Genomic DNA, 24,349 nt, shown 5'->3' on the forward strand with positions numbered 1-24,349 from the left:
AGGGAAAGGATCAGGGCTTGACCGTCAGCGTGACGGCGCCCAGTTCGGTGGCGCCCTGCGCCTTGCCCGACTGCGCTGCGCCCTTGGCGGGCCAGGTGAAGGGAATCTTCAGCAGTTCACGGCCACCGACTTCGCGCGCGGCCTCGACGACCAGGGTGTACTGGCCGGGCGCCAGCTTGGCCAGGTGCTGTTTGTCGCTGAAGCTCAATGCGTGCTTGCCGACCGGCTTGGTGGGTCCGGTCACGCCATCCACCGGCACCTGCAAAGAGCGCCCGGACTTGCGCCACCACTGGCGCATGTCGGGCAGCCATTTGGTGCCATGGCCTTCCGAATTGCTCGTCTGCTGGTACCAGACCGACAGGTTGGCGGCGACCTTCTGGTCCGCGCCTTCGATCCACACGGCGACATAAGGCCGGTGGTATTCGGCCACATTGAGCTTGGGGATCTCGACAGTGACGTCAAGCGCGGCGGCGTAGGCCGGCGTGGCCAGCAGGCCGCTGAGCGCGATGGTCAGGGTGGTGTGGACGGCGATCTTCGACATGCGGGTTTCCGGAAGGAAGAGGGTCAGTGGATGAAGAGCAGCGCAATGAGCAGGGGCACCAGCAGGCCGAGCCCGACCATCGGCCAGGTCATGCTGCGCTGCCTGCCATGGAGGTACAGCAGGAACAGCCCGGTGATGCAGAACACCAGGCAGGCCACGGCGAAGATGTCCAGGAACCATCCCCATGCCGGCCCGGCGTTGCGGCCCTTGTGGAGATCGTTGAAATAGGAAATCCAGCCGCGGTCGGTCCGCTCGTATTCCACGGCGCCGGTTTCGCGGTCGATGCTCAACCAGGCATCGGTGCCGGGGCCGGGCATGGAGAGGTATAGCTCCACGTCCGACCATTCAGCCGGTCGCGTGCCGATGGCGACCGACAGCTCCTTTTCCAGCCACCTCGCGACGGTGGCTGGCAGGGGCGCATTCCCCTCCTGACGGTCGCCGAGTGCCGCAAGGATCGGGGCGGGCACGGTCGTCGTGATGTTCTCGACGTCGGGCGTGGCTTCGATCTTCGATGCGTGGTTCAGCGTGATCCCCGTGATCGCGAACAGCAGCATGCCGATCAGGCAGACGGCCGAGCTGATCCAGTGCCATTGGTGCAACGTGCGCAGCCAGAAGCCGCGGCGCTGTTGCGGGAGGGCAGGGGAGGCGGAAGGGGGCAACGGCTTTCTCGGCGCAGATGAAGCGGGCGACCATTACATCACAGATGAGAATCGCTCTCAATTGACTGGCGTTCGCGGCGGACACCACAGCGCATGCGCGCGCACGTCAGAAGCTGACGTTGAGGCTCAGCCACAGGTTCCGTGACTTGTCCTTGTTGTTGTAATCGTCGAGGTAGGACACTTCGTTGGAGGTGTAGATGCCGTCGTTGTCGAGGTCGGTGAAGACCGTCTGGAACGTGGTGAAGTCCTCGTCGAGCAGATTGTTGATGCGGCCGGACAGCGACACATGTTCGTTGAAGCGGTACTGCGCCCCCAGGTGCAGCACGGTGTAGTCCTGGTAGTCGCGGCGCACGCCGTTGAGGGTGTCGCGGTAGCGCCTCGAGCGGGCCTCCGCCAGCAACTGCATGCTGAACGCGTCGGTCGCCTGCCAGTTCAGGCTGGCATTGGCCATGTGGCGCGCGGTGTTGGTGAGCGGCAGGCCCTTCTGCGCTCCACTCAGCTGCTCGCTGCCGGTGAACGTGTAGTTGGCGCGCAGTGAGAGGCTGTCAGTGATGCCCCATCGGCCTGCGATCTCGACCCCCTGGATGCGCACTTCGTCGATATTGATGTTCTGCGCATACGTGGTGTAACCCAGCAGCGCGTAGTCCCCCAGGTTGGCGCAGGGGCGGACGCCCCCCGTCTGCTCGCAGCTCAGGCTGGTCTCGCCGCGCGCGATCTTGTCGTCGAAGTCGTTGCGGAACATGGTGATGTTGAAGTTGTGCGCGTCGTCCGGCGAGGTCCAGTACAGTGCCAGTTCGCTGTTGACGCTGGTCTCGGGTTGCAGGTCCGGGTTGCCGACGAAGGGCGTGGTGCCCTGGCCCCCGAATCCGGTGACGCCGTCGTAAAGATCGGTTGTCTTGGGGGTCTTGAAGCCCGTGCTCACGCCGCCCTTCAGGGTCCATGCGCTGCTGACATCCCATACGGCATAGGCACGGGGACTCAACTGGCCGCCGAACACGTTGTGGTCGTCATGGCGCAGACCCAGTGTGATGGTGAGCCTCTCGATCGGCGTCCAGTTGTCCTCCGCAAACAGCGACCACATCTTGTGTTCCTGTACGGTACCGGCGCCATCGCCGCCCCCTTCCATGCCGAAGACGCCGTCCTGCAGTTCGCCGTCGATGACCTGACTTCCGACGATGAATCGGTGTGCGTCACCGACAGCGAAATCCAGCTTTGCGTCCAGCGTGTACTGGCTACTCTCCATGGTGCGTTTCGGACGAGGCAGGAACGTCGCGAGGGCCAACTGCTGGCGTTGCGCGCGCGTCTGCCCGGCGTAAGGGCCGGTGGCGCAGGTGGCGGCGTTGTTGCAGTAGATGTCACGGTGCAGCAGGCGCTCGGCCACCGTGAAGGGCAGGGTGCGTCCGTGATTGCCAGTGTCGATGTGCGCCAGCGACACGAGGCTGGTGCCGAAGGCCCACTGGCCGTTGTGCGTGACCGACCACTGGTCGCGCGTGAACTCCTGGTCGGCCGCGTAGCCTACCTGCGGCGCCGCACGCCAGATGCCTGCCAGGCCATCCACGGTACCCAGCGGATACGTTTCCGTGCCCAGGTTGTTGATGTAGGGCGTGTTGTCGTAAACCTGTTCGGAGGTGTCGTAGTCGAAGGTGACGCTCTGGAGATCCGTCGGCGTCCAGCTCAGCGTGATCCCCGCGCTCTTGTTGGTGTTGTCCACGGTCTTGCCGCCACCTCCGAAGCCCAGCGCGCGTTCGAACACCGTGCCATCCGGCGCGGTGATCGTTTCGTACTCCGGCGTCGACGCATTGCGCTCATACCAGGAGCCGCGTACGCCAACGCCCAGGCGATCCTGCAGCAGGGGTCCCATCAGCGCGAAGTCGAGCGTGGTGTCGCTGCCGAAATCGCTGTTCTCCTGGATGCCGTGGCCGAGCGTGGCCGAGCCGCGCCAGCGATCCGAGACCTTGCGGGTGATGATGTTGATCACGCCGCCCAGCGCATCGGCGCCGTACAGCGTCGAGGCGGGACCGCGGATGACTTCGATGCGCTGGATCATGTCCAGCGGCGGAATGTGGTTGAACTGGTTGCCGCCGAACGAGTTCGGGTAGATGTCGCCATGATTGTTCTGGCGCTTGCCGTCGATGAGGATCAGCGTGTAGTCCGGCCCCATGCCGCGGATGCTGATCGTCTTCTGCCCGGTCTTGTCCGAGGTTTCGCCGACGTCCACGCCTTCCAGGTCGCGCACGGCGTCGATCAGCGTGATGTAGGGGCGCTGCCGCAGTTCTTCGGCGGTGATCACGCTGATGCTCGCGGGCGCATCGGTGATCTTCTGCTCGAAACCGGATGCGGTGACGACCACGGCGTCGAGTTCGGTGGCCTCCGCCGCGCCCTCAGGCACGGGCTGGGCCAGCGCGGGCGCGCACACCAGGACGACAAGGGCGAGTGCAAGGCGGGTGTGGCGCGGCGGCGCCTGCAGGGAGCTGCAAGAGAGGTTCATGACGGGTTTCGCAGGGATGAAGAAGGAGGCGCATCACGCGGGCAATGGCGCGACGCGGACCGGGCCGCCGTGCCTCGCACGGCCGGCGAAGATCAGGCGACGCGCGGTGGCGCCTGGCCGGGATGCAGGCGCCGTGTGGCGTCGGACCGAAGCATCGGCGTGGTGTTCGACAGAGGTGCGCTCGACGCTCGCGTTCCTTCGGACGAAACGCTGAGAGCGTGGCCGGCCAGGAATGCCGGCGCCGGCGCGGCAGCGCGGGAGGCGGACCCAGTCCAGACCTTCAGCGCGCTGACACGAGGCTTCTTCAGGTGCGGTCCGCGATACGGCATCACCGGTGGCGGATCACCGTCCTCCGCAGCGATTGCGAGTGTTATCCGCGTGCCGGACCCGGCGGCGTCCAAGGCTTTGACATGGCCACTTCCCAGCGAAAGGCTGATCGCGGCATGGAAGAGCACGATCGCCAGCAGGCCCAGCAGACGGCAGTACAGTCCCGCGCGGGCCTGTGGCGCGCGGCTCTGTCCGACGATGGAGGCGAATGCTTGGAACACCTGACTTCCCCGGCGGCGAGCCATGGCGGCCCACCGGACACGGCGAATCTTAAATGAGAATACTTATCAAATGCAAACAAGGATGGATCTTGTTTGGATCGGTCAGGCCTCCGCCCATTGCCGCAGCAGGTTGTGGTACACGCCCGTCAGCTGCACCAGCGCAGGGTGCTCGGGCACGTCGGCGGTCAGGCGACGGATGGAGACATCCAGCTCGAACATCAGCCTGCGGTGGCCATCGTCGCGCACCATGCTCTGCAGCCAGAAGAACGAAGCCACGCGCGCGCCGCGCGTCACCGGCGTCACCCGGTGCAGGCTGGTGCCGGGGTAGAGCACCATGTGTCCGGCCGGAAGCTTCACGCTTTGGGTGCCGAAGGTGTCCTCGATGATCAGTTCGCCGCCGTCGTAGTCTTCCGGTGCACTCAGGAAGAGCGTGGCGGAGAGATCCGTGCGCACGGGGTCCACGCCGCCGCGGCTGCGGTCGTAGCGGATCGCATTGTCGACGTGGTACCCGAAGGACTGGCCACCGGCGTAGCGATTGAACAGTGGCGGATAGATGCGCCTGGGCAGCGCCGCCGAGAAGAAGGTGCTGTTGCGCGAGAGCGCGTCGAGGATCAGTGCGCCGACGTCCCGCGCGGCCGGCGAATCCTCCGGCAGCTGCGCGTTGTCCTTGGCCTTGGCCGACTGGTAGCCCGCGGTGATGCGGCCGTCCGCCCAATCGGCGGCATCCAGTCGCGCCCGTGCTTGCGCGACCTGCGCAGGAGTCAGGACATCCGGGATCGCCAGCAACATGCGGTTCGCCTCGAAAAGAAACCCCGCCCATTGTGCATGGGCGGGGTGGTGTCGCGTGGGTGACTCAGAACCGGAACGTGGCCGTCAGCACCGCCGAGCGGCCTTCGCCCGGATTGGCCCAACCGTTGCCGGCGGTCACCACGCCAGCACCGTTGACGGTCAGATTGTTGCGGATACCGGTGTAGTACTCCTCGTCGAACAAATTGCTGACGTTGAGCTGCAGGCCGATACGTTCATTGATCTGGTAACCGACCATCGCACGGTGGACCCAGTAGGCTTCCGTCTTCAGGTAGGCCGTTGCAGAGGAGTTGTTCGGATAGAAACTGCCCTGGTAGGTCGCACCGTAGCCGAAGGTCCAGTCGCCCAGTTCGTACGTGCTCCAGAGGCTCGCCGAGTGGCGCGGTGTCTGGGTCAGTTCGTGGCCCTTGACCGGATCGGTGGCGGCACCGTCCGCTGCGTTCTGCAGGACCTCGCTGTCCAGGAACGTGTAGTTGGCGAACACCGCCCACTCGCGCGTGATGTTGCCGGCCACGCCCAAAGCGATACCGTCCACGCGCGCCTTGCCGTCTAGCACCTGCTCCGGCTGCAGCGGGTCGACGCTCGCCACCTTGTAGTTCTGGCGCTCGTTGCGGAACAGTGCGGCGGTTACCGCCAATCGATTCTCCAATACGTCCCACTTGGTGCCGAGCTCGATGTTGACCGCGGTTTCGGGATCCACATTGCACGTCACCGCGCTGCAAGCGCCATTGACCGACGCCTTCGACGGCGTCTTGCTGTCGGCGTACGACAGATAGACGCTGGCGTTGTCGACTGGCTTGTACACCAGGCCCGCGCGATACGAGAACAGATCGTCCTCGTTCTCGAAGACGCCGCTCACGCCAGTGATCTGGCCCGTGGTGGAGACGGCGTAGTTCACCGTGTCGCCTTCGTTGTGCTCGTAGCGCGCGCCCAGGTTCAGCAGCCACTGGTCGCCGAGCTTCAACGTGTCGAACACGTACACCGCCTGGTTGTTCAGGCTGCCCTCGGTGCGGCCGGTACGGAAATAGTTCTGCGGACCGGTCCAGATGTTGTAGGGATTGTCGAAGTTCTGGATCGGGTAAGTGATGCCCGTCGTGGATCCGTCGGGATTTCGGAACGTCGTGCCGGTGTCCAGTTCGAAGTCCTCCTTGCTGAAGGACACGCCGACGACGACGTCATGGCGCACGGCGCCCGTGCTGAAGCTGGCCGTCAGGTCCGTCTGGCTGTGGGCGATGAAATTCTCGGTGTCGCGCACCAGTCCACGCGGGCCGCCATTCGGATTCCACGTGCCCGCCGGCTGACCCACGCAGGCCAGGCCGGTGTAGGGGTTGGTGTTGTTCGACAGGCACCACGAACCCTGCAGTGCAGTGGCATTGGTGTACTGCTCGACCCGCTGCAGGCGACCCAGGCTGCGCAGGGTCACGTAGTGGCCGAAGTCCATTTCGAACACACCGGTCAGCATGTCGACGTCGCTTTCCTGACGCGACGTGTTCCGATAACCGAAATACGTTTCGCGATCCACGTCCGGCAGGGGGCCGTCGTTGAACGGACTCAATGCGAACGGGACGCCGTATTGCGGCATGTTGTTGTCGTGCTGGTGCAGGTAGCTCAGCGTGAAACGGGTGTCGGAATCCAGGCCGAACGCGATCGACGGCGCAAAACCCCAGCGATGCTTGAATTCTTCGTCGCGCCCGGGTACGTCCTGGGTATGCCCCATCGCGTTCAAGCGGACGGCGATGCCGTTCTCGAAGTCGACGTTGCTATCGGCGGTCACGCGGCTGTACTTGTCCGAGCCAGCGCCCACGGTGAACGTGTTGAAATCGCCCTCGCGTGCGGTCTTGCTGACCAGGTTGATGGTGCCGCCGACGGAGCCGGCACCGGACATGGCGGAGTTGGCGCCATTGATCAGTTCGATCGACTCGAGATTGAACGTGTCGCTACGCGTGTACTGCGCACTGTCGCGCACGCCATCGGTGGTGATGTCGCTGCTGGCAGTGAAGCCGCGCAGGTTGATGCTGTCGCCATAGCCGCCGCCGCCTTCGCCGGCACCGAAGGTGATGCCGGGCAGCGTGCTCAGCACGTCCTTCAGGCCCAGCAGGTTCTGTTGCGCCATGACGTCGCTGGTCACCACGGTGATCGTCTGCGGCGTGTCGACCAAGGCTTCGGTGTACTTCGGCGAGCTGGCCTTCTGGACGCGCTCACCGTGCACCTCGACGGTGTCCAGTTCCTTGGCCTGCATGGCGGCGTCGGCAGGAATCTCGCCGCCCGGAGCGGCAAGGGCAGGGGTGCTGAGGGCCAGCAGCAGGGCAGCGGCGAGGGGAGAGTGGCGCAGATTCATGAGCATCCTCAGGTGCAGGAAGGGAACACCCGGTGGCGAAGGCTGGCGGGAGAGATCGGTGGCGAGGGGGAATGCGCGCCTCGGCGGCGCCGTGATCGTTCAAGCATCGTCGCGGCCACTTGCCGAGCGGCTCGCGAGAAGCGGATCAGGTGAAGGGCGGCCCGCGTCCGGGCGAACGGACGCGAGGCGAAGCCGGGGCGTCCGCATGCCGGATATCGGCACGCGCGAGCTGCGGTGCGGTCGCGACACAGCGTCGAACGATGCAGTCGCCGTCGGCTTCGGACTCTGCCGGCATCGGCAGGCTTTCGACCATGTATTCGGCGGGAGACGCGGACGTGTAACCGCTACGGTGCGGGCCGTCCATGTCGGGTTCGTACTGGGCAGCCGAAGACCATGGCGACGTGCCCCGGAGATCCGCGCCAGTGGACGCGACGAACAGGCCTGCGAGCGCGAACAGGCTCGCCCAGAGCAGGCAGCCTGACAGGATCGAAAGAGGGCGGACTTCGCGCAGCACGGGGTCTCGATGGGTCGGCTGCGACAGCCTGTCGCAGCGGTGCGACAGGATAATGAGAATGATTTGCGATTACAACAGGCGCGCCAGCGGCTTGGGTCAGTCGCGATCGTCACGCGTCCAGACGCCGCCGTGTTCGATGCGAGTCGGGAACTTGGGAACGGGCGAATACGCCGGCGCACACAGGGCACGCCCATCCCTGACATCGAACCGCGCGCCGTGCAGCACGCACTCGATGCTGGCGTCCTTCGGGTCGAAGGTGCCGGATGACAGCTCGAAATCCTCGTGGCTACACTTGTCCTCGAGGGCGTACAGCGTGCCCTCGTGATTGACGACGAGGATCGGCGTACCCGTGACCTCGTCGAAGACGGTTTTCATTTCGCCGGGCAACAGCTCGCCCGTGGCACAGACGAAGGTCCATGTCTCGCTCATGCGGCGGCTTCCGTCAGAGGCTTCTCGAGGACTTCGAAGCGCAGATCGTCGCGCTTCGGTATGCCGAAGCGCTCATCGCCGTAGGGGAAGGGCTTCTTGGTGCCGGTTCGCACATAGCCGCGACGCTCGTAGAACGCCATCAGCTCTTCGCGGATGTCGATCACCGTCATCCGCATCGCGGGCAATCGCCATTCTTCGCGCGCCACGCGTTCGGCTTCCGCCAGCATGGCCTTGCCGACGCCAGCGCCCTGCAGGTCGGGCCGCACGGAGAACATGCCAAAGTAGCCCGCACCCTCGTCTTCCGCCACGTGCGCGCAGGCCAACAGCAGGCCATCGCGTTCGGCCAGCAGGATGCGGCTGCGATCGCGTTCGATGTCGCGGGCGAGCACGTCCGGATCGATGCGCTGGCCATCGAGCATGTCGGCTTCGGTGGTCCAGCCCTGCTTGCTGACATCACCGCGGTAGGCAGAGGTCACCAGTGCGACGAGGGCCGGAATGTCGGCGGGGACGGCGGAGCGGAAGGTCAGGGTATCCATGCCGCCCATTGTAGGGCGGCAACCCCTTCTACCCCAGCGTCAGGCCAGCAGGCTGCGCGCTTTCTTCAGGGCCGCGATGAAGCGCTCGATATCCTCGTGCGAGTTGTAGAACGCGAACGAGGCCCGCAGGGTGGCGGCGACGCCGAAGAACTGCAGCAAGGGATGCGCGCAATGCTGGCCGGAGCGGACGGCGACGCCCTCCAGGTCCAGCAGCGTGGCCAAGTCGTGCGCATGCGCGCCTTCGATCAGGAACGAGATCACCGCCGCCTTCTCGGGCGCACGGCCGAAGATGCGCAGGCCCTCGATCCGGTCCAGCTCCTCGGTGGCGTGCGCCAGAAGTTCGGCTTCGCGGGCTTCGACGTTCGCCATGCCCAGCGCATCCAGGTAGTCCACGGCCGCGCCCAGCCCGATGAAACCCGCGATGTTGGGCGTGCCGGCTTCGAACTTGTGCGGCGGGTCGTTGAACACCGTGCCGTCGAAGCTCACTTCCTTGATCATCTCGCCGCCGCCGATGAACGGCGGCATGGCCTGCAGGTGTTCCTTGCGCGCCCACAGGGCGCCGGTGCCGGTGGGCCCGCACATCTTGTGGCCGGTCAGCGCGTAGAAGTCGCAGCCGATGGCGGCGATGTCGACCGCGCGATGCGGCACGGCCTGGGAACCATCGACGACCGTCGTGATCCCGCGCTTGCGTGCCTCGCGGCAGATATCGCGCACCGGGTTGACCGTGCCCAGCACGTTCGAAGTGTGGGTGATCGCCAGCAGCTTCACATCACCGGTCATCGCGGCGTGCAGCGCATCGAGGTCGAGCGTGCCGTCGGCGTGGATTTCCGCAACCTTGATGGTCGCGCCGGTGCGCTGGGCGACCAGTTGCCAGGGCACGATGTTGGCGTGGTGCTCCATGCGCGACACCAGGATCGTGTCGCCGGCCTTCAGGCGCGGCAGCGCCCACGAGTAGGCCACCAGGTTGATCGCGAAGGTGGTACCGCTGCACAAGACCAGCTCGTCCGCGCGCACGTTGAGGAAGCGCGCCAGCGTCTTGCGGGCGCCTTCGTAGGCTTCCGTTGCCTCCGTGCCCAGCGTATGCACCGCACGGCTGACGTTGGCGTTGTGTTGGCGATAGAAGTCGTCGGTCGTCCGGATCACCGACACCGGCTTCTGGCCGGTGTTGGCGCTGTCCAGGTAGATGAGCGGCTTGCCGTTGACCTGCCGCGCGAGCAGGGGGAAGTCCTCGCGGACGCGTGCCCAATCGATGGCGGTGCCGGCATCTGTCACGACTTCGCGGTTCATCCCGCCTCCAGCGCCGCCAGCGCGGCATCCACGCGGGCGAGCAATGCATCGCGCACGTTGGCGTCTTCGATCACGCCCAGCGGTTCGCGGCAGAACGCGGTGGTCAGCAGCTGTCGCGCTTCCGGCTGGGTCAGGCCGCGCGAGCGCAGGTAGAACAAGGCATTGGCATCGAGCTGGCCGACGGTGGCGCCGTGGGCGGCCTTCACTTCGTCGGCGTGGATTTCGAGCACCGGCTGGGTGTCGATTTCGGCGTTGTCCGACAGCAGCAGGTTCTTGTTCGACAGCGCAGCATCGGTGCCGTCAGCCCCTTCGCGGATCAGGATGCCGCCATGGAACACCGCGCGGCCACGCCCGGCGCCGAGTCCGCGCCAGGTCAGTTCGCAGGCGGTATCGCGACCGATGTGGTCGATACCCAGGCGGGTGTCGACGTGGCGTCGTCCGCCGGCCAGCAGTACGCCGTTCGCCGCAAGGCGCGCGTTGTCGCCTTCCAGGCGCACGTTGAGTTCATGGCGGGACAATGCGCCGCCCAGTTCCAGGTCCGCGCGCCGGTAGTCGGCATCGCGTGCCAGTACCGCGTCGGTGCGGAGCAGCGTGGTGGCGCGGTCGCTGTCCGTTTGCACGCGGGCGTGCGACAGCGTGGCGCCGGCAGCGAGATGCACGTGGCTGAGCGTGTTGATGAAGTGCGCGTGTGGCGTGGCGGCGAGGTGGTGCTCCACCACCGTCAGCGAGGCGCCCGCGCGCAGTTCGATCAGATTGCGCAGGTGCCAGGCGCGATCGGCGCCGTCGTCGGTGCCGATGAAGACCAGGTGGAGCGGTTTTTCGCTGCGCACATCGGCTTCGGCGCGCAGCAGCAGGCCTTCGGTCGCCAATGCGGCGTTGAGCCGGGCGAAGACTTCGTCGGTGCGCTCGAAACGACGCTGCAGGAAGCGCGCCGCATCGCCGCCGTCGGCGAGCGCCTCGGACAGCAGCTGCAGGCTGACGCCGTCCGGCAAATCGGTGGTCAGCGACAGCGCCACCGAGTAGCGGCCGTTGACGAACACCGCGCGCGGCGCCGGGATGTCGGCCAGCAGCATCGGGTCCAGCGACGGCAGCGCATCGACGGCCGCGAAGCTGCGGCGTTCCAACTGGCGCAGCGAGGTGTACTTCCACGCTTCGGTGCGCGGGCCGGGCAGGCCGTCGCGCAGCGCCTCGTCGAGCACCGCGCGGCGCGCGGCGTCGCCGCTGAAGCCGGCGGACAGGGAGTCGAGCAGCGCGCTCATCAGGCGGCCTGCTCCGGGGCGACCCGGTCCTTGATCCAGGCGTAGCCGTGCTGTTCGAGTTCCAGCGCCAGCTCCGGGCCGCCGGTCTCGACGATGCGGCCGCCGGCCAGCACGTGCACCACGTCCGGCTTGATGTAGTCGAGCAGGCGCTGGTAGTGGGTGATGACCACGAACGCGCGGTCCGGGGAGCGCAGCGCATTGACGCCATCGGCGACGTTCTTCAGCGCGTCGATGTCCAGGCCGCTGTCGGTCTCGTCGAGGATCGCCAGCTTCGGTTCCAGCACGGCGAGCTGGAAGATCTCGTTGCGCTTCTTCTCGCCGCCGCTGAAACCTTCGTTGACGCCACGGTGCAGCAGTTCGTCCTTCAGGTGCAGCACGGCCAGCTTCTCGCGCACCAGCTTGAGGAACTGCATCGAATCCAGTTCCGACTCGCCGCGCGCCTTGCGCTGGGCATTGAGCGCCGCGCGCAGGAAGTAGGTGTTGTTCACGCCCGGGATCTCGACCGGATACTGGAACGCCAGGAACACGCCAGCGGCGGCGCGCTCTTCCGGTTCCAGTTCCAGCAGCGGCTTGCCGTCGAACTCGACGCTGCCGGCGGTGACCTCATAGCCCTCGCGGCCGGCCAGGATGTTGCCCAGCGTGGACTTGCCGGCGCCGTTGGGGCCCATGATGGCGTGCACTTCGCCCGGCTTCACCTCCAGCGAGAGGCCCTTGAGGATGTCCTTGCCGGCGACGCTGGCGTGGAGGTTATCGATCTTCAACATGGTGCGTTTCCAGTTTGATTGCTTGAGCCCCTCTCCCACCGGGAGAGGGGTTGGGGTGAGGGTTCGGCGAAGTCCGGATGGTCTGGACGTCATTGGCTCCGCCGCACCCTCATCCGGCGCTTCGCGCCACCTTCTCCCGGAGGGAGAAGGGGACTCTGCTACCCGACGCTGCCTTCCAGCGATACTTCCAGCAGCTTCTTGGCTTCCACCGCGAACTCCATCGGCAGCTCGCGGAAGACCTGCTTGCAGAAGCCGTCGACGATCATCGATACCGCGTCTTCCTGACTGATGCCACGGGCACGGCAGTAGAACATCTGGTCGTCGCTGATCTTGGAGGTGGTGGCCTCGTGCTCCAGCGTCGCGGTGGGGTTCTTCACTTCGATGTAGGGGAAGGTGTGCGCACCGCACTTCTTGCCGATCAGCAGGCTGTCGCACTGGGTGTAGTTGCGCGCGCCGTCGGCGTTGCGGTCCACTTTCACCAGGCCGCGGTAGGTGTTCTGGCCGCGGCCGGCGCTGATGCCCTTGCTGACGATCTTGGACTTGGTGCGCTTGCCCACGTGGATCATCTTGGTGCCGGTGTCGGCCTGCTGGCGGTGGTGGGTCAGCGCGACCGAGTGGAACTCGCCCACGGAGTCGTCGCCCAGCAGCACGCAGGACGGGTATTTCCAGGTGATCGCCGAACCGGTCTCCACCTGCGTCCACGTCACCTTGCTGCGGTCGCCCCGGCATTCGGCACGCTTGGTGACGAAGTTGTAGATGCCGCCACGGCCCTCCTCGTCGCCCGGGTACCAGTTCTGCACCGTCGAGTACTTGATCTCGGCGTCTTCCAGCGCGACCAGTTCCACCACGGCGGCGTGCAGCTGGTTCTCATCGCGCATCGGCGCGGTGCAGCCTTCCAGATAGGAGACGTAGGCCTTGTCTTCGCAGATGATCAGCGTGCGCTCGAACTGGCCCGTGTGGCCCGCGTTGATGCGGAAGTAGGTGCTCAGTTCCATCGGGCAGCGCACGCCCTTGGGGATGAACACGAAGCTGCCGTCGGAGAACACCGCCGAATTGAGCGCGGCGAAGTAGTTGTCGCCCACCGGCACCACGCTGCCCAGGTACTGCTTCACCAGTTCGGGATGTTCGTGGATGGCCTCGGACATCGAACAGAAGATCACACCCTTCTCGGCCAGTTCCTTGCGGAAGGTGGTGCCGACGGAGACCGAATCGAACACCGCGTCCACCGCCACGCCCGCCAGCTTCGCGCGCTCGTGCAGCGGCACGCCCAGCTTGTCGTAGGTGTCCAGCAGTTCCTGCGGCACCTCGTCCAGCGAGGCGTACTTCGCCTTCGGTGCGCTGTAGTAACTGATGGCCTGGAAATCGATCGGACCGATCTTCAGCTTGGCCCAATGCGGGGCCTGCATGGTCAGCCAGTGGCGGTAGGCGGCCAGGCGCCATTCGGTCATCCATTCCGGCTCGTTCTTCTTCGCCGACAGGGCGCGGACGACGTCCTCGTCCAGGCCGGGCGGCAGCGAATCGGATTCGATGTCGGTGATGAAGCCGGCGTCGTAGCGACGTCCCAGCTGTTCTAGGATTTCAGCGTTCTCGGTGGCCATCGGGCTGCCTACGGTTCAGCGGGTCGCGACCTGCACGGCGATGGATCGCCTGCGCACGTCGTCGGAAGAAGAGGGGGGAGGCGCGACCATCTGCGCCAGGGTGAAGCCGCGCAGGGCGTCGGCCACCACGTCGTTGATCAGGCGCCAGTTCGCGCGCGCACCGCATTTCTGTGCGATGCCGCACTGGCTTTCGCTCTGGCTGCATTCGGTCATCGCGAGCGGGCCTTCCATGGCTTCCACAATTTCCACCAGGGTGATCTCGGCCGCGTCGCGGCTCAGGCGGTAGCCGCCGTGCACGCCCCGCAGACCTTCCACCAGGCCGGCCTGCGCAAGCGGCTTCAGCACCTTGCTGACGGTCGGGGTTTCCAGGCCGGAATGTTCGGCCAGGTCGGAGGCACTGAGCACCTGGCCCGGCCGGGCGGCGAGCACGGTCAGGACCACGGTGGCGTAGTCGGTCAGCTTGGTGACGCGGAGCATGGGGGAGGGAACTCGGAAAACGTACCGAAATTGTACGCTTTCAGGCCGGCCGGCTCAAACTCCGGGGTTCTGCCTGTTCAGGCGAGGCCGCTCCGGCTGACGAATGTCACCCGCGATGGTTGACGGCTGCGACTGATGCGGCGACCCGCATATCGGGAACATGGGCCCCGTCCACTCCCGGACAGTCCCTTCCAGGAACGCTTCGATGACCACCACCCACGCCTCTTCCGTTTCCGCCCCGTCCGCCCATGGACTGGACCAGCGCTTCCTCTGGCGCGTGCTGCTCGCCATCGGCGGCGTCTACCTGGCAGTGAAGCTGTTCCGCGGGCTGGGCCAGCTCTTCTGGACCGTGTTCGGCCTGGCACTGGGCCTGGTCTGGATGTTCAACGGCCGCCTCTTCCCCTGGTGAGGCGGCCGCAGGCCTTCAGTGGGCCGCAGGCGCGTCCGCCGGCGGGGTCGGCAACACCAGGCCGAGGTAGGGCGCCGGCGGGGTCTGTCCCGGAGGCAGCGCCTCGGGCGCGGGCTGGCCGGCGGCACCGAGCGAATGCACGAAACGGTAGATCGCGCGGCGGTCTTCCTCGGTCATCGCGCGCACGGCGAAGTCCGGCATCATCGGGCGGGTGCGCAGGTTGGCGCTGTACTCGAGCCACTGCGCTTCGGTGAGCTGCTGCATGCGCAGCCGCAGGTTGCTCGGGTAGGTAGTGCCCCACGGCCCGTGGAAGCCCATCGGCGAACCCACCAGCCAGCCGGCCTTGTCGGTCGTGCCGCCGGATTCGGCGTAGCCCGGCGTGTGGCAGTCGTTGCAGCCGGTGGTTCGCACGAGATATTCGCCGCGGGCGAGCAGGTCGGCGGCGCTCGGCGCGGCCGACGGCAGTGGGGCCGTCGTCGGCGTTTCCGCAGGCTGGCAGGCGGACAGAGTGAGGCACAGGGCGGTGGTGAACAGGAGCGGGCTGGCGCGCATGGTGGTGGTCGCAATAAGGGGAACGGGCATCGAACGCGCGGCCCTGCGCAGACCGGCCACCCGCCGCAGCCGCAGCGTTCAGGCGAGGGAAAGTTGGGAAACGCCCTGCGCATGGGCGAGAATCCCCCTTCCTTCCTCCCGCCGGACCCCCGCATGCCCCGCAAGATCGAAGCCCGCCAATCCGACATCCACGGTAACGGCGTGTTCGCCATCGCGCCGATCGAGAAGGGCGAGCGCGTGGTGGAGTACAAGGGCAAGCGGCGGACCCATGAAGAAGTCGACGCCGACGACACCGGGGACGTCGACTCCGGCCACACCTTCCTGTTCACGCTCAACGACGACTACGTCATCGATGCCAACCACAAGGGCAACAAGGCGCGCTGGATCAACCACAGCTGCGACCCGAACTGCGAGGCCGTCATCGAAGAGCATGACGGCAAGAACCGCAAGAAGGACAAGGTCTTCATCGAAGCGATCCGCGCCATCAAGCCTGGCGAAGAGCTGACCTACAACTACGGCATCACCCTTGCCGAGCCGCACACCGCGCGCCTGAAGAAGATCTGGGCCTGCCGCTGCGGCAGCAAGAAATGCACGGGCACGATGCTGCAGCCCAAGAAAGGGCGCTGATCTCCACTTGGCACGGATGCCGCGGGAAGCCGAAAGGTTGAAATGACCGAAGGCAGGTGTGGCCCGTGTTTCCCGCCGCTAACGTGCGCGCACCGGACCACCACCCGCCTGCCATGACCCTGACCCGATTCGCCGGCCTGCTCGCGCTGGCCCTGCCGTGCAGCCTTGCCCATGCCGTCGAGATCGACGGCCGCATCGATCCTGCCGAATGGCAGGAAGCACGCCACGTCACCGACTTCCGCAAGACCCAGCCACTGACCGGCGAGCCGGGCTCGCTCGCGACGGAGGCATGGATCCTGGCCACGCCCGATGGTCTCGCCATTGCCTTCCGGGCCACGCATCCCTCCAGTGTTCCGCGCACGCGGCAGAAGGTGCAACGCGACTTCGACGAACAGGTCGACCGCGTGAACGCCTTCATCGATTTCGATGGCGATGGCCGGACGGGATATGCCTTTACCGTCAGCTCGACTGACGGCATCGCCGACGAGATCATCACCAACGAGAACCAGTTCAGCGACGACTGGGACGGTCAGTGGCGCCACGCGGTGGCTGAAGACGAGCAGGGCTGGTCTGTGGAACTGCTGGTCCCTTGGCATACCGCGCCGATGCGCGACGGCACCGACGGCCAGCGCACGCTGAAAGTCTTCCTTGCCCGCGTGATCGGCGCGACCGGCGAGCGCATGGCCTGGCCGCAGGCGAGTTTCGAGCGGCCGCGCTTCCTGTCCGATTTCGCACCGGTCACGGTTGCCCGCTACGACCAGTCGCTGCTGGCGATCACGCCCTATGTCTCCGGCCTGTACGACAACGTCGGCGGGCGGGGCGACCTGAATGCCGGTGCCGATCTGTTCTGGAAACCGAATGGCCGCTTCCAGCTCACCGCGACGCTGAAGCCGGATTTCGGCCAGGTCGAAGCAGACGACCTGGTGGTCAACTTCAGCGCCACCGAAACCTTCATCAGCGACAAGCGCCCGTTCTTCACCGAGAACCAGGGCATTTTCGAACTGACCACGCCGTCGGACGACAGCCAGCAGCTCTATACGCGCCGCGTGGGCAGCACCGGCGACATCGTCGCGGCGGTGAAATTGAACGGCAGCCTGGGCCAGGCCAACTACGGGCTGTTCTCCGCCGACGAGGACGGCGCAACCGGACGCAGCTACCACGCGGTGCGGCTGGTACGCGACTTCGAGAGCCAGAACCTCGGCGCGATGCTGACCCGCGTCGACGATCCTTCGCGCGATCGCGAGGCCACCGTGCTGGGCGTGGACCACAACTGGCGCCCAAGCGCGCGCTGGAACATCCGTACGCGCCTGCTGGGCAGCCGCATCGACCAGGCCGGCAGCGATACCGGCGATGTCGGTGCGACGGTATGGGCCGACTACGAAATGGACCACGGCTGGCGCCAGCAATGGATCGCCATGCACTTCGGCAACGATCTGCAGCTCAACGACTTCGGCTACCTGTCGCGCAACAGCACCAATTACCTGCATTGGGAAGTGCGCAAACGCTTCACCGACATGCCGGCGGACTCGCGTTACGCCTCCAAGGATTGGCGCTGGCGCGTCAGCAGCAGCCACAACAACCATGGCGACAAGCTCAATGACCAGTTCCGCATGAGCCGCGAGGGCCAGCTGCGCAACGGCAGCTACGAATATGCGCAGATCAACGTCAACAGCGCGGGACTGGCCGATACCGTGCTGCGCGGCAATGGCGTGATCCGGCTGCCGGCGAACTTCAACACCTACTTCGAGTACGAGCGGCCGCGCAAGGGCGACTGGGCGCACGAGACGGAGATGGAGATCGTCAGCGGTGGCCTGGCGGGCAACCGCAAGCTGGGCGGCGGCGTGGGTTATACCGGTACGTACTTCATCAACGACGCTTTCAGCCTCTACGGCGGCTTCTATGCGCTGTACACCCCCGACTGGCTGGTCTGGCAGCGCGAAGACCTGGTCGGCGGTTTCCGGCGCCGCCAGGTCAGCCTCGACGCGGGGCTGGACTGGGTGATGTCGGACCGCCACGAACTGCGCGTGAAGATGCAGGCGATCGCGCTGGATGCCCGCGTACGGGATGCGTGGCGCTTCGATGCGCTGGGCCATGCGCTGGCCGCGTCCGATACGGTGGACGACTTCAGCGTGCGCAACCTCGGGTTCCAGATCCGCTACCGCTACGAGCTGGCGCCGCTTTCGTACCTCTACGTGGTCTACGCGCGTGGTGGCTACGATCAGCGTACCGGAACCGACGACGTGGGCGGCCTGCTGCAGGACAGCCTGCGCTTGCGCGACGACGAGCAACTGGTGGTCAAGCTGAGTTACCGCTTCGAGATCTGAGCGCGCACCGCCCGACGGCGGTACGCAGCGTCTGTCGCGCTCAGCGAGTGACGGGCGGGGCCAGTTTCAGTTCCACGTGACCGTCTCGGATCCGCAGCGAGTCCGCATCCAGCGGGCCGGGTGCCTGGGCGAGATCCTCGGCGGTGAGGGTGTAGAGCGGCCGCGTGCGCGCGTACTCGCCGACCAGCTCCTGCAACGCCTCGCGCGAGCCGCCCGGCAGACCGCGGCCTGCCGCGCCGGTGCCGATGTGTTCGATGCGGGGATCGACCAGGTGCAGGCCCCGGGTGTCGGGGTCGTACCGCAGTCCGCTGCTGACCACCACGTTGCCGTTCTCGAGCCGGTCGCCATTGGCCAGGCCGACGTCATAGTCCATCTGCAACTGCAGGCGCTCACCCGGGACGGGGATGCGCACTTGCGGATCGGTCAGGGTCAGGGAGGCGAAACCTTCGAGCAGTGCATGCTCCACAGGAAAGCCGGCGCGGGCGGCCGCCTGCAGCTGGGTGGCGTCGAAGCGGAGCGTGCCGGCGTTGTCCGCTCCGGCAAGAGAGGGCAGCGCGAGTGCGCAGAGCAGGGCGATACGGGGGATCAGGGTCTTCATCGTGCTGCCTCACTGCAGGTGGATGACCACGCGGCCATCCTCGATCAGGGTGCTGCCGATGCGCTTGCTGGCGGGCAGGCGCTGCAGGATGTCGTTGTCGATGCGGTAGACCGGCTCGCTGCGCGCGTATTCGGCCAGCACGGTGTTGACCAGTTGGCGCGTACCGCCGGACATCAGCGAACCCGACCCCGGCACGTCGACCGACAGGATTTCGGGATTGTCCAGGTGCAGCCCGCGCGTCGCGGGGTCATAGCGTAGTCGGCTGGCGAGCGCGAAGTGGCCACGGCTGACATCGCGGGCGCCGAGCGCACTGACGCCGATGTCGAAGTCCAGCCGGAGGCGGTCATCGCCCGACGGAATGCTCAGGCGCGGATTGGTCAGCGTGGCCGAGACCAGTCCCCCCAGCTTGTCGAACTCGCGCGGGAAGCTCTGGTTGAGGTAGCGCTGCAGCTGCGGCTGGGTGAAGTTGATCTGGTTGCCGAACAGGCCAGTGACTGCATTGAGGGTTTCGCAGCCCGAGAGGGCGAGCGTGGCGGTGGCGGCGAAGGCGGCGACCAGGAAGCGGCGGCGGGTGCGCATGGAAAGCTCCGTGACGGGTCGCCGCACCTTAGCCGTAACCGCCTGTCCGACGGCTAACCGGCGAGTGCAGGGTCGTTGCGGAATCGCTGTTTGCGCTCGGCGGTGTAGTGCCACCAGGGTAGAGGGCCACTGCCTTCCATGAAGCGCACCGCCGCGATGAAGCAGTCGCACAGACAGGGATCATGGCGCTGGCCCGTCGCCTCGTTCACCCGCTGGTAGAGCGCGTACGGATCCTGGCCGACCAGGTCGCCGGGGCCGAGGATGCCGATGCCGCGCAGGTCGCCCGCGATGGACGGCCCGATGTTCGGGAGGTTCTCGAGCCGGTGGGCGTCGTCGGCGCTGCGGGCTTTCATCGCTATGGACTGCCGCAGGGGAAGGTCAGCTGCCGTCCCGGCTGCGCGTCTTCAGCGCGGCGATGAACGTGCCCATGTGTGGACGCAGGGGGGCGAACAGGTCGTCGGCATCCTTGCGGTGGTCGAGCATCAGTCCGCTGAGCAGCTTCGTGCCGACGACCAGTGCGGCGCGTTCGTCGCCACTGAGGCCGCGCTGGCGCTGGACGTTCTCGAGGATGCGCATCCAGTCGTCGTGGCAGCCATGCTCGAATTCGATGGTGCAGCGGCCGGGGGAGGGCTGGCCATCGCCCTCGATCGGCGTGACGGTGATGCGATAGCGGTGGGAGTCGTTGGGCATGGCAGCGGTACAGGCACGCGTCGGGGACGAATCAAAGATAGGCCCACACGCCGTGGGTAACGAGAGTCGCCCCCGCGATGGACTGTTCCGCCCGGCGGCGCGGCGGTTCAGTCGACGGTCGCGGTGGCCGCGCCTGCCGTGAACAGCGGGAGCGGATCGTAAGCGCCAGCGGCGCCATAGATGCCGTAATGGAGGTGCGGTGGCGTGCCTCGCGCATTGCCGGTCGTGCCGACGAACCCCAGCACGTCACCTGGCTGCACGACCTGGCCGTCGGCCAGGCCGGGCGCCCAGTCGTCCAGGTGCGCGTAGTAGTGGCGCTCGCGTCCCGGGCCGAGCACCCACACCTGCTTGCCCCCCAGTCCGCCATCGCGGATCGACACCACGATCCCGCGCGTCGCGCTGACGACAGGCGTGCCGCGCCTGGCGAAGATATCCACGCCCTGATGGGTACGGTCGCCGCCGCGCGGCGCGCCGAACGTGTCGGCCACCTGTCGCGCCCGCACTCCCTCGACGGGAACGGGCAACGCGGTCGGCGCGGGCGCCCTCGAGATATCCCACAGCATGCGGGCAGGGGCCATGAAAGGCCGGCCCCATGCCCACGCCAGCAGCATCGCCAGCACGGCCAGCGACAACAGCGTCCAGGCCAAGCGCCTCAGGCGCCGCGCGGCGGGCCGCACCATGCGATCAGCCCTGCGGAGAGGACTGCATCTGCGCCAGCTGGCGTTCCAGCTGCGCCTTCAGCGACGCATCCAGCTTCAGCTGCTTCGCCAGCTCATCCAGATAGGCGCGCTCCATGAAACTCTGTTCGTCGGCGACCATCAGGCTGGCCAGGTACATCTCCGACGCGATCTCCGGCGTACTGCCGGCACGCGCGACGTCCGCCGGATCCAGCGGCTTCTCCAGCTCGGCATGCAACCACTGCTGTACATCGCCGTCGGTGCCGAGTCGGGCGAATTCGCCTTCGATCACGTCGCGCTCGCGCGCATCGATGTGGCCGTCGGCCTTCGCTGCCGCGACCAGCGCCGTGAGGATGGCCCGGCTGTGCAGCTCCACCTGCGGCGGCGGAAGGCGATCCACGGTCTGCGGACCGGCGCCGGCGGCGAACCCGCCCTGCTGCCGCTTGTAGTCCCCATAGGCCCGATAGGCCATCACGCCGATCGCGGCCAGGCCGCCGTACGTGGTGAGCTTGCGGGTGGTCTTGTTCTTGCCCAGCAGCAGGCCCAGCGCGCCGCCGCTGATCGCGCCCTTGCCGAAGTCGGCGTTGAGTACGCTGCCGCTGCCGCTGGAGGATTTCAGCAGATGGTCGAGGAAGCCCTGGATCTTCATGCGCGGAGCACCTTGTCGTGGGGAGATGAAGGATGACGTGCGGGCGATGACGGGGCTTCGCAAGGGCGGCCAGCGGCATCAAAAAAAACGGGACGGCATGGCCGTCCCGTTCGTGTCACGCGAGGTGCGCCGCGATCAGGCGGCAGCGTCCTTCAGCTTCTTCAGCGGACGGACCTTGACCTTCACCGTGGCGGGCTTGGCGGCGAACCACTGCTCTTCCTTGGTGAACGGGTTGATGCCCTTGCGCTTCGGCTTGGCCGGCACGTTGACGGCCGTGATCTTCAGCAGGCCGGGCAACGTGAAGGCGCCCGCGCCCTTCTTGTTCACCGAGGCGTGCACGGCGCTTTCCAGCGAGGCCAGCACGGCGCGGACGTCCTTGGCGGCCACGGAGGTCGCTTCGGCGATGTGGGCGACGAGGCCCGACTTGCTCAGCGCTTCCTTGATCGGCTTCGGGGCGGCCGGCTTGGCGGCGGCCTTCGGTGCAGCTTTCTTGGCGGCCTTTTTCGGCGCGGCCTTCTTGGTGCTCTTTGCCATGTGTCCTGTCTCTACTGTCGAGTGGTTGGGTAATCGGGCCGATCGCATCGGCAAGCGAAATGTAGGGCAAAGGAATGGCGCCGCCAAGGGCAGGAAGGCCCCGGAACCGCTTTTTTTTCGCTTTTTTCGTGTTTTTCTGTCGCCGCGTGTCGGAAATCGCCTGTCGGCATGACCAAATCACCTTTCGCATGCGTCGATGCGCAAGGACGGTCGCCACCACCGCGACCGCATGACGCACCCCGGCTCACTCGTCGTCGTGGCGCGGCTTGTACGCGTCGACCAGCTTCTGCTGCACGTTCGGTGGTACCGCTTCGTAGTGGCTGAAGTCCAGGCTGTAGCGTCCCTGGCCGGCGGTCATGGACTTCAACTCGGCCGCATAGCCGTCCAGTTCCGCCAGCGGCACCTGTGCCTTCACCACAATCCCGTCGCGCACCGCGTCGGTACCGTTGATGCGGGCGCGCTTGCCCGCGAGGCTGCCGGTGATGTCGCCCACCTGTGCCTCCGGCACGACGACTTCCAGATCGACCACCGGTTCCAGCACCTGCGGCCGCGCCTTGGCGATGGCGTCGAGGAAGGCCTTCTTCCCGGCCGCGACGAAGGCGACTTCCTTGCTGTCGACCGCGTGGTGCTTGCCGTCATGGACGACGACCCGGATGTCCTGCAGCGGATAGCCCGCCAGCGCGCCGCTGCCCAGCACCTGCCGCACGCCTTTCTCGACGGCCGGCAGGAACTGGCCGGGAATGACGCCGCCTTTCACTTCGTCGACGAATTCGAATCCGCTGCCCCGGGGCAGGGGCTCGACGCGCAGCGAGACTTCCCCGAACTGCCCCGCGCCGCCGGTCTGTTTCTTGTGGCGATGGTGGCCTTCCGCTTTCGCGCCGATGGTTTCGCGATACGCGATGCGTGGCGGTCGCGTCGTCACCGCGACACCGTGACGGTCCTTCAGCCGCTCCAGCATCACCCTCAGGTGCAGGTCGGAGAGGCCTCGGATGACGGTTTCGTTCAATTCCGGCTGGTGTTCGACGATGAACGCCGGATCCTCTTCGGCCAGCTTCTGCAGCGCGAGAGAGAGCTTCTGTTCCTGGCCCTTGCTGGCGGCTTCGATCGCCAGGCCGAACATCGGCCTGGGGAAATCGATCGGCGCCAGGTGGATGTGGTCCTCGTCGTGGCTGTCGTGGAGCACGGCGTCGAAATGCAGGTCCTCGACCTTGGCCACGGCGGCGATGTCGCCGGGGATGGCCTGGTCGACTTCCACGTGGTCCTTGCCCTTGAGCTTGAACAGATGGCCGACCTTGAACGGCTTCTTGCCGTCGTCGACGAACAACTGCGTGTCCTTCTTCAGCGTCCCCTGGTACACACGGAAGATGCCCAGCTTGCCGACGAACGGATCGTTGACGATCTTGAAGACGTCGGCGATGACGTGCGCGCGCGGGTCGGGCACGGCCTCGATCGGCTGCGGACCGGTACCGTTGAGTTTCACGAAAGGCGGAGGATTGGCCTCGGCCGGATTCGGGAACAGGCGTTCGGCCACGTCCAGCAGTTCCTTCACGCCCACGCCCGTGCGCGCGGAGGCGAAGCACACCGGCACCAGGTGGCCTTCGCGCAGGCACTGTTCGAAGGCATCGTGCAGTTCTTCGCCCGACAGGCCGCCTTCGCCCAGGTCCAGGTAGTGCTCCATCACCGTTTCGTTGATCTCTACCACCTGGTCGATGATCTTCTGGTGCCAGTCGGCGACATCGCCCAGGTCGGACGTGCCGGTGGATTGCCAGAAACAATCGATGACCGCCTTGCCGCCGTCGGCAGGCAGGTTGAGCGGCAGCACTTCGGCGCCGAACTCCTCGCGCAGCGCAGCGAGCACGCCGGCGCAGTCCGCACCCTCTTGGTCGATCTTGTTGATGACGATGGCGCGGCAGAGGTTGCGCTGGGACGCACGATCCATCAGCCGTCGGGTGCCGTGGGCGACGCCGCTGTCGGCATCGACGACGATCAATGCGGTTTCCACCGCGGAGAACGCAGACAGGGCCGGGCCGCGAAATTCCGGATAGCCGGGCGTGTCGATCAGGTTGACGTGCATGCCGCCGTGGTCGGTGCTGGCGATGGCGGTGTCGATGGAGTGGCCACGCGTCTTCTCGATCGGATCGTGATCCGAGACGGTCGTGCCGCGCTCAATGGTGCCTGCCACCTGGAGGGCGCCGCCGGCATGCAGCAGGGCTTCGAAGAGCGTTGTTTTGCCGGCGCCGGGGTGGCCTGCCAGGGCCACGTTGCGGATCTGTTGTGTGCTGTACGACATGAGGCCGTTCCTCCCGTGGGTTGGGTCGAAGGGCCGTCATGGCTGTCCGGGCTGAGCGCGTCCCGTGAGCGTGCGCTCGGCGGGCGGTCATGGCGGGCAGCCAGCATCCGCGCGTGCGGGGGAGGGGTCAAGTCGCACTGCGGTACATGGTGTGAACATCCCTCGGTGTACCCTT

The 24,349-nt window shown here is 66.4% G+C and carries 26 protein-coding genes; 3 read left to right on the forward strand and 23 right to left on the reverse strand.

Going from position 1 to position 24,349, the window contains the following annotated elements:
- Positions 1 to 10 precede the first annotated feature (10 nt).
- From Q0907_RS14665 to Q0907_RS14730, 14 genes are all read right to left on the reverse strand, one after another.
- Positions 11 to 541 (reverse strand): DUF2271 domain-containing protein, encoded by a 531-nt coding sequence (locus tag Q0907_RS14665; protein WP_296278377.1) that lies wholly within the window; start codon positions 539 to 541, stop codon positions 11 to 13.
- 23 nt (positions 542 to 564) lie between these two features.
- The gene (locus Q0907_RS14670; protein WP_299346155.1) at positions 565 to 1,200 is read right to left on the reverse strand and encodes a PepSY-associated TM helix domain-containing protein; all 636 of its coding nucleotides are present in this window, start codon (positions 1,198 to 1,200) and stop codon (positions 565 to 567) included.
- Positions 1,201 to 1,306: 106 nt separating this feature from the next.
- Positions 1,307 to 3,688 carry a TonB-dependent receptor gene (locus Q0907_RS14675; RefSeq protein ID WP_299346157.1) on the reverse strand — a complete coding sequence of 794 codons (2,382 nt, stop codon included), beginning with the start codon at positions 3,686 to 3,688 and terminating at the stop codon, positions 1,307 to 1,309.
- A gap of 92 nt (positions 3,689 to 3,780) precedes the next feature.
- Positions 3,781 to 4,236 (reverse strand): hypothetical protein, encoded by a 456-nt coding sequence (locus tag Q0907_RS14680; protein ID WP_296278374.1) that lies wholly within the window; start codon positions 4,234 to 4,236, stop codon positions 3,781 to 3,783.
- A 102-nt stretch (positions 4,237 to 4,338) separates the two neighbouring features.
- On the reverse strand, positions 4,339 to 5,025 hold the full coding sequence (locus Q0907_RS14685; RefSeq protein ID WP_299346161.1) for a Fe2+-dependent dioxygenase: 687 nt from the start codon (positions 5,023 to 5,025) through the stop codon (positions 4,339 to 4,341).
- A gap of 64 nt (positions 5,026 to 5,089) precedes the next feature.
- Positions 5,090 to 7,381: a TonB-dependent siderophore receptor gene (locus tag Q0907_RS14690; protein WP_299346163.1), complete on the reverse strand. Its 2,292-nt coding sequence runs from the start codon at positions 7,379 to 7,381 to the stop codon at positions 5,090 to 5,092.
- A 145-nt stretch (positions 7,382 to 7,526) separates the two neighbouring features.
- Positions 7,527 to 7,895, reverse strand: a complete 369-nt coding sequence (locus tag Q0907_RS14695; RefSeq protein WP_299346165.1) for a hypothetical protein — start codon at positions 7,893 to 7,895, stop codon at positions 7,527 to 7,529.
- Positions 7,896 to 7,991: 96 nt separating this feature from the next.
- Positions 7,992 to 8,324, reverse strand: a complete 333-nt coding sequence (locus Q0907_RS14700; protein ID WP_296278848.1) for a non-heme iron oxygenase ferredoxin subunit — start codon at positions 8,322 to 8,324, stop codon at positions 7,992 to 7,994.
- On the reverse strand, positions 8,321 to 8,860 hold the full coding sequence (locus Q0907_RS14705) for a GNAT family N-acetyltransferase (RefSeq protein ID WP_299346168.1): 540 nt from the start codon (positions 8,858 to 8,860) through the stop codon (positions 8,321 to 8,323). Before Q0907_RS14705 ends, Q0907_RS14700 begins: the two co-directional genes overlap by 4 nt.
- 39 nt (positions 8,861 to 8,899) lie before the next feature.
- Complete coding sequence (locus tag Q0907_RS14710) at positions 8,900 to 10,147, reverse strand: cysteine desulfurase (protein WP_299346171.1); 1,248 nt, start codon at positions 10,145 to 10,147, stop codon at positions 8,900 to 8,902.
- The gene (gene sufD / locus Q0907_RS14715; RefSeq protein ID WP_299346173.1) at positions 10,144 to 11,406 is read right to left on the reverse strand and encodes a Fe-S cluster assembly protein SufD; all 1,263 of its coding nucleotides are present in this window, start codon (positions 11,404 to 11,406) and stop codon (positions 10,144 to 10,146) included. The genes Q0907_RS14710 and sufD overlap by 4 nt, the downstream gene beginning before the upstream one ends.
- Positions 11,406 to 12,170, reverse strand: a complete 765-nt coding sequence (gene sufC / locus Q0907_RS14720) for a Fe-S cluster assembly ATPase SufC (RefSeq protein WP_299346176.1) — start codon at positions 12,168 to 12,170, stop codon at positions 11,406 to 11,408. Before sufC ends, sufD begins: the two co-directional genes overlap by 1 nt.
- A gap of 158 nt (positions 12,171 to 12,328) precedes the next feature.
- Positions 12,329 to 13,768, reverse strand: a complete 1,440-nt coding sequence (sufB, locus tag Q0907_RS14725) for a Fe-S cluster assembly protein SufB (protein ID WP_299346178.1) — start codon at positions 13,766 to 13,768, stop codon at positions 12,329 to 12,331.
- 15 nt (positions 13,769 to 13,783) lie between these two features.
- Complete coding sequence (locus Q0907_RS14730) at positions 13,784 to 14,245, reverse strand: SUF system Fe-S cluster assembly regulator (protein ID WP_299346181.1); 462 nt, start codon at positions 14,243 to 14,245, stop codon at positions 13,784 to 13,786.
- Between the two features lie 205 nt (positions 14,246 to 14,450).
- Between Q0907_RS14730 and Q0907_RS14735 the strand changes: the two genes are divergently transcribed.
- The gene (locus Q0907_RS14735) at positions 14,451 to 14,654 is read left to right on the forward strand and encodes a hypothetical protein (protein ID WP_299346184.1); all 204 of its coding nucleotides are present in this window, start codon (positions 14,451 to 14,453) and stop codon (positions 14,652 to 14,654) included.
- A gap of 15 nt (positions 14,655 to 14,669) precedes the next feature.
- Here the strand turns inward: Q0907_RS14735 and Q0907_RS14740 are convergent, their stop codons facing one another.
- Positions 14,670 to 15,236 (reverse strand): c-type cytochrome, encoded by a 567-nt coding sequence (locus tag Q0907_RS14740; protein ID WP_299346187.1) that lies wholly within the window; start codon positions 15,234 to 15,236, stop codon positions 14,670 to 14,672.
- Between the two features lie 123 nt (positions 15,237 to 15,359).
- Between Q0907_RS14740 and Q0907_RS14745 the strand changes: the two genes are divergently transcribed.
- On the forward strand, positions 15,360 to 15,833 hold the full coding sequence (locus Q0907_RS14745) for an SET domain-containing protein-lysine N-methyltransferase (RefSeq protein ID WP_296278840.1): 474 nt from the start codon (positions 15,360 to 15,362) through the stop codon (positions 15,831 to 15,833).
- Positions 15,834 to 15,946: 113 nt separating this feature from the next.
- On the forward strand, positions 15,947 to 18,157 hold the full coding sequence (locus tag Q0907_RS14750) for a DUF5916 domain-containing protein (RefSeq protein ID WP_299346190.1): 2,211 nt from the start codon (positions 15,947 to 15,949) through the stop codon (positions 18,155 to 18,157).
- 40 nt (positions 18,158 to 18,197) lie between these two features.
- Here the strand turns inward: Q0907_RS14750 and Q0907_RS14755 are convergent, their stop codons facing one another.
- The 8 genes from Q0907_RS14755 to fusA form a co-directional block, all read right to left on the reverse strand.
- Positions 18,198 to 18,755, reverse strand: a complete 558-nt coding sequence (locus Q0907_RS14755) for a hypothetical protein (RefSeq protein ID WP_299346192.1) — start codon at positions 18,753 to 18,755, stop codon at positions 18,198 to 18,200.
- 9 nt (positions 18,756 to 18,764) lie between these two features.
- Positions 18,765 to 19,334, reverse strand: a complete 570-nt coding sequence (locus tag Q0907_RS14760) for a DUF1439 domain-containing protein (protein WP_296278837.1) — start codon at positions 19,332 to 19,334, stop codon at positions 18,765 to 18,767.
- Between the two features lie 53 nt (positions 19,335 to 19,387).
- A complete protein-coding gene (locus tag Q0907_RS14765) occupies positions 19,388 to 19,687 on the reverse strand; it encodes a helix-hairpin-helix domain-containing protein (RefSeq protein ID WP_299346195.1) in 300 nt (99 codons plus the stop codon).
- 25 nt (positions 19,688 to 19,712) lie between these two features.
- Positions 19,713 to 20,024: a DUF3861 domain-containing protein gene (locus Q0907_RS14770; RefSeq protein ID WP_299346197.1), complete on the reverse strand. Its 312-nt coding sequence runs from the start codon at positions 20,022 to 20,024 to the stop codon at positions 19,713 to 19,715.
- 107 nt (positions 20,025 to 20,131) lie between these two features.
- Positions 20,132 to 20,704: a M23 family metallopeptidase gene (locus Q0907_RS14775; RefSeq protein ID WP_299346200.1), complete on the reverse strand. Its 573-nt coding sequence runs from the start codon at positions 20,702 to 20,704 to the stop codon at positions 20,132 to 20,134.
- 4 nt (positions 20,705 to 20,708) lie between these two features.
- A complete protein-coding gene (locus Q0907_RS14780; RefSeq protein WP_299346203.1) occupies positions 20,709 to 21,350 on the reverse strand; it encodes a tellurite resistance TerB family protein in 642 nt (213 codons plus the stop codon).
- Positions 21,351 to 21,485: 135 nt separating this feature from the next.
- A complete protein-coding gene (locus Q0907_RS14785; protein WP_296278832.1) occupies positions 21,486 to 21,884 on the reverse strand; it encodes an HU family DNA-binding protein in 399 nt (132 codons plus the stop codon).
- A 244-nt stretch (positions 21,885 to 22,128) separates the two neighbouring features.
- On the reverse strand, positions 22,129 to 24,174 hold the full coding sequence (fusA, locus tag Q0907_RS14790) for an elongation factor G (RefSeq protein WP_299346206.1): 2,046 nt from the start codon (positions 24,172 to 24,174) through the stop codon (positions 22,129 to 22,131).
- Between the last annotated feature and the right edge of the window lie 175 nt (positions 24,175 to 24,349).

The organism is uncultured Pseudoxanthomonas sp., from assembly GCF_947498795.1.
Taxonomy (GTDB): domain Bacteria; phylum Pseudomonadota; class Gammaproteobacteria; order Xanthomonadales; family Xanthomonadaceae; genus Pseudoxanthomonas_A.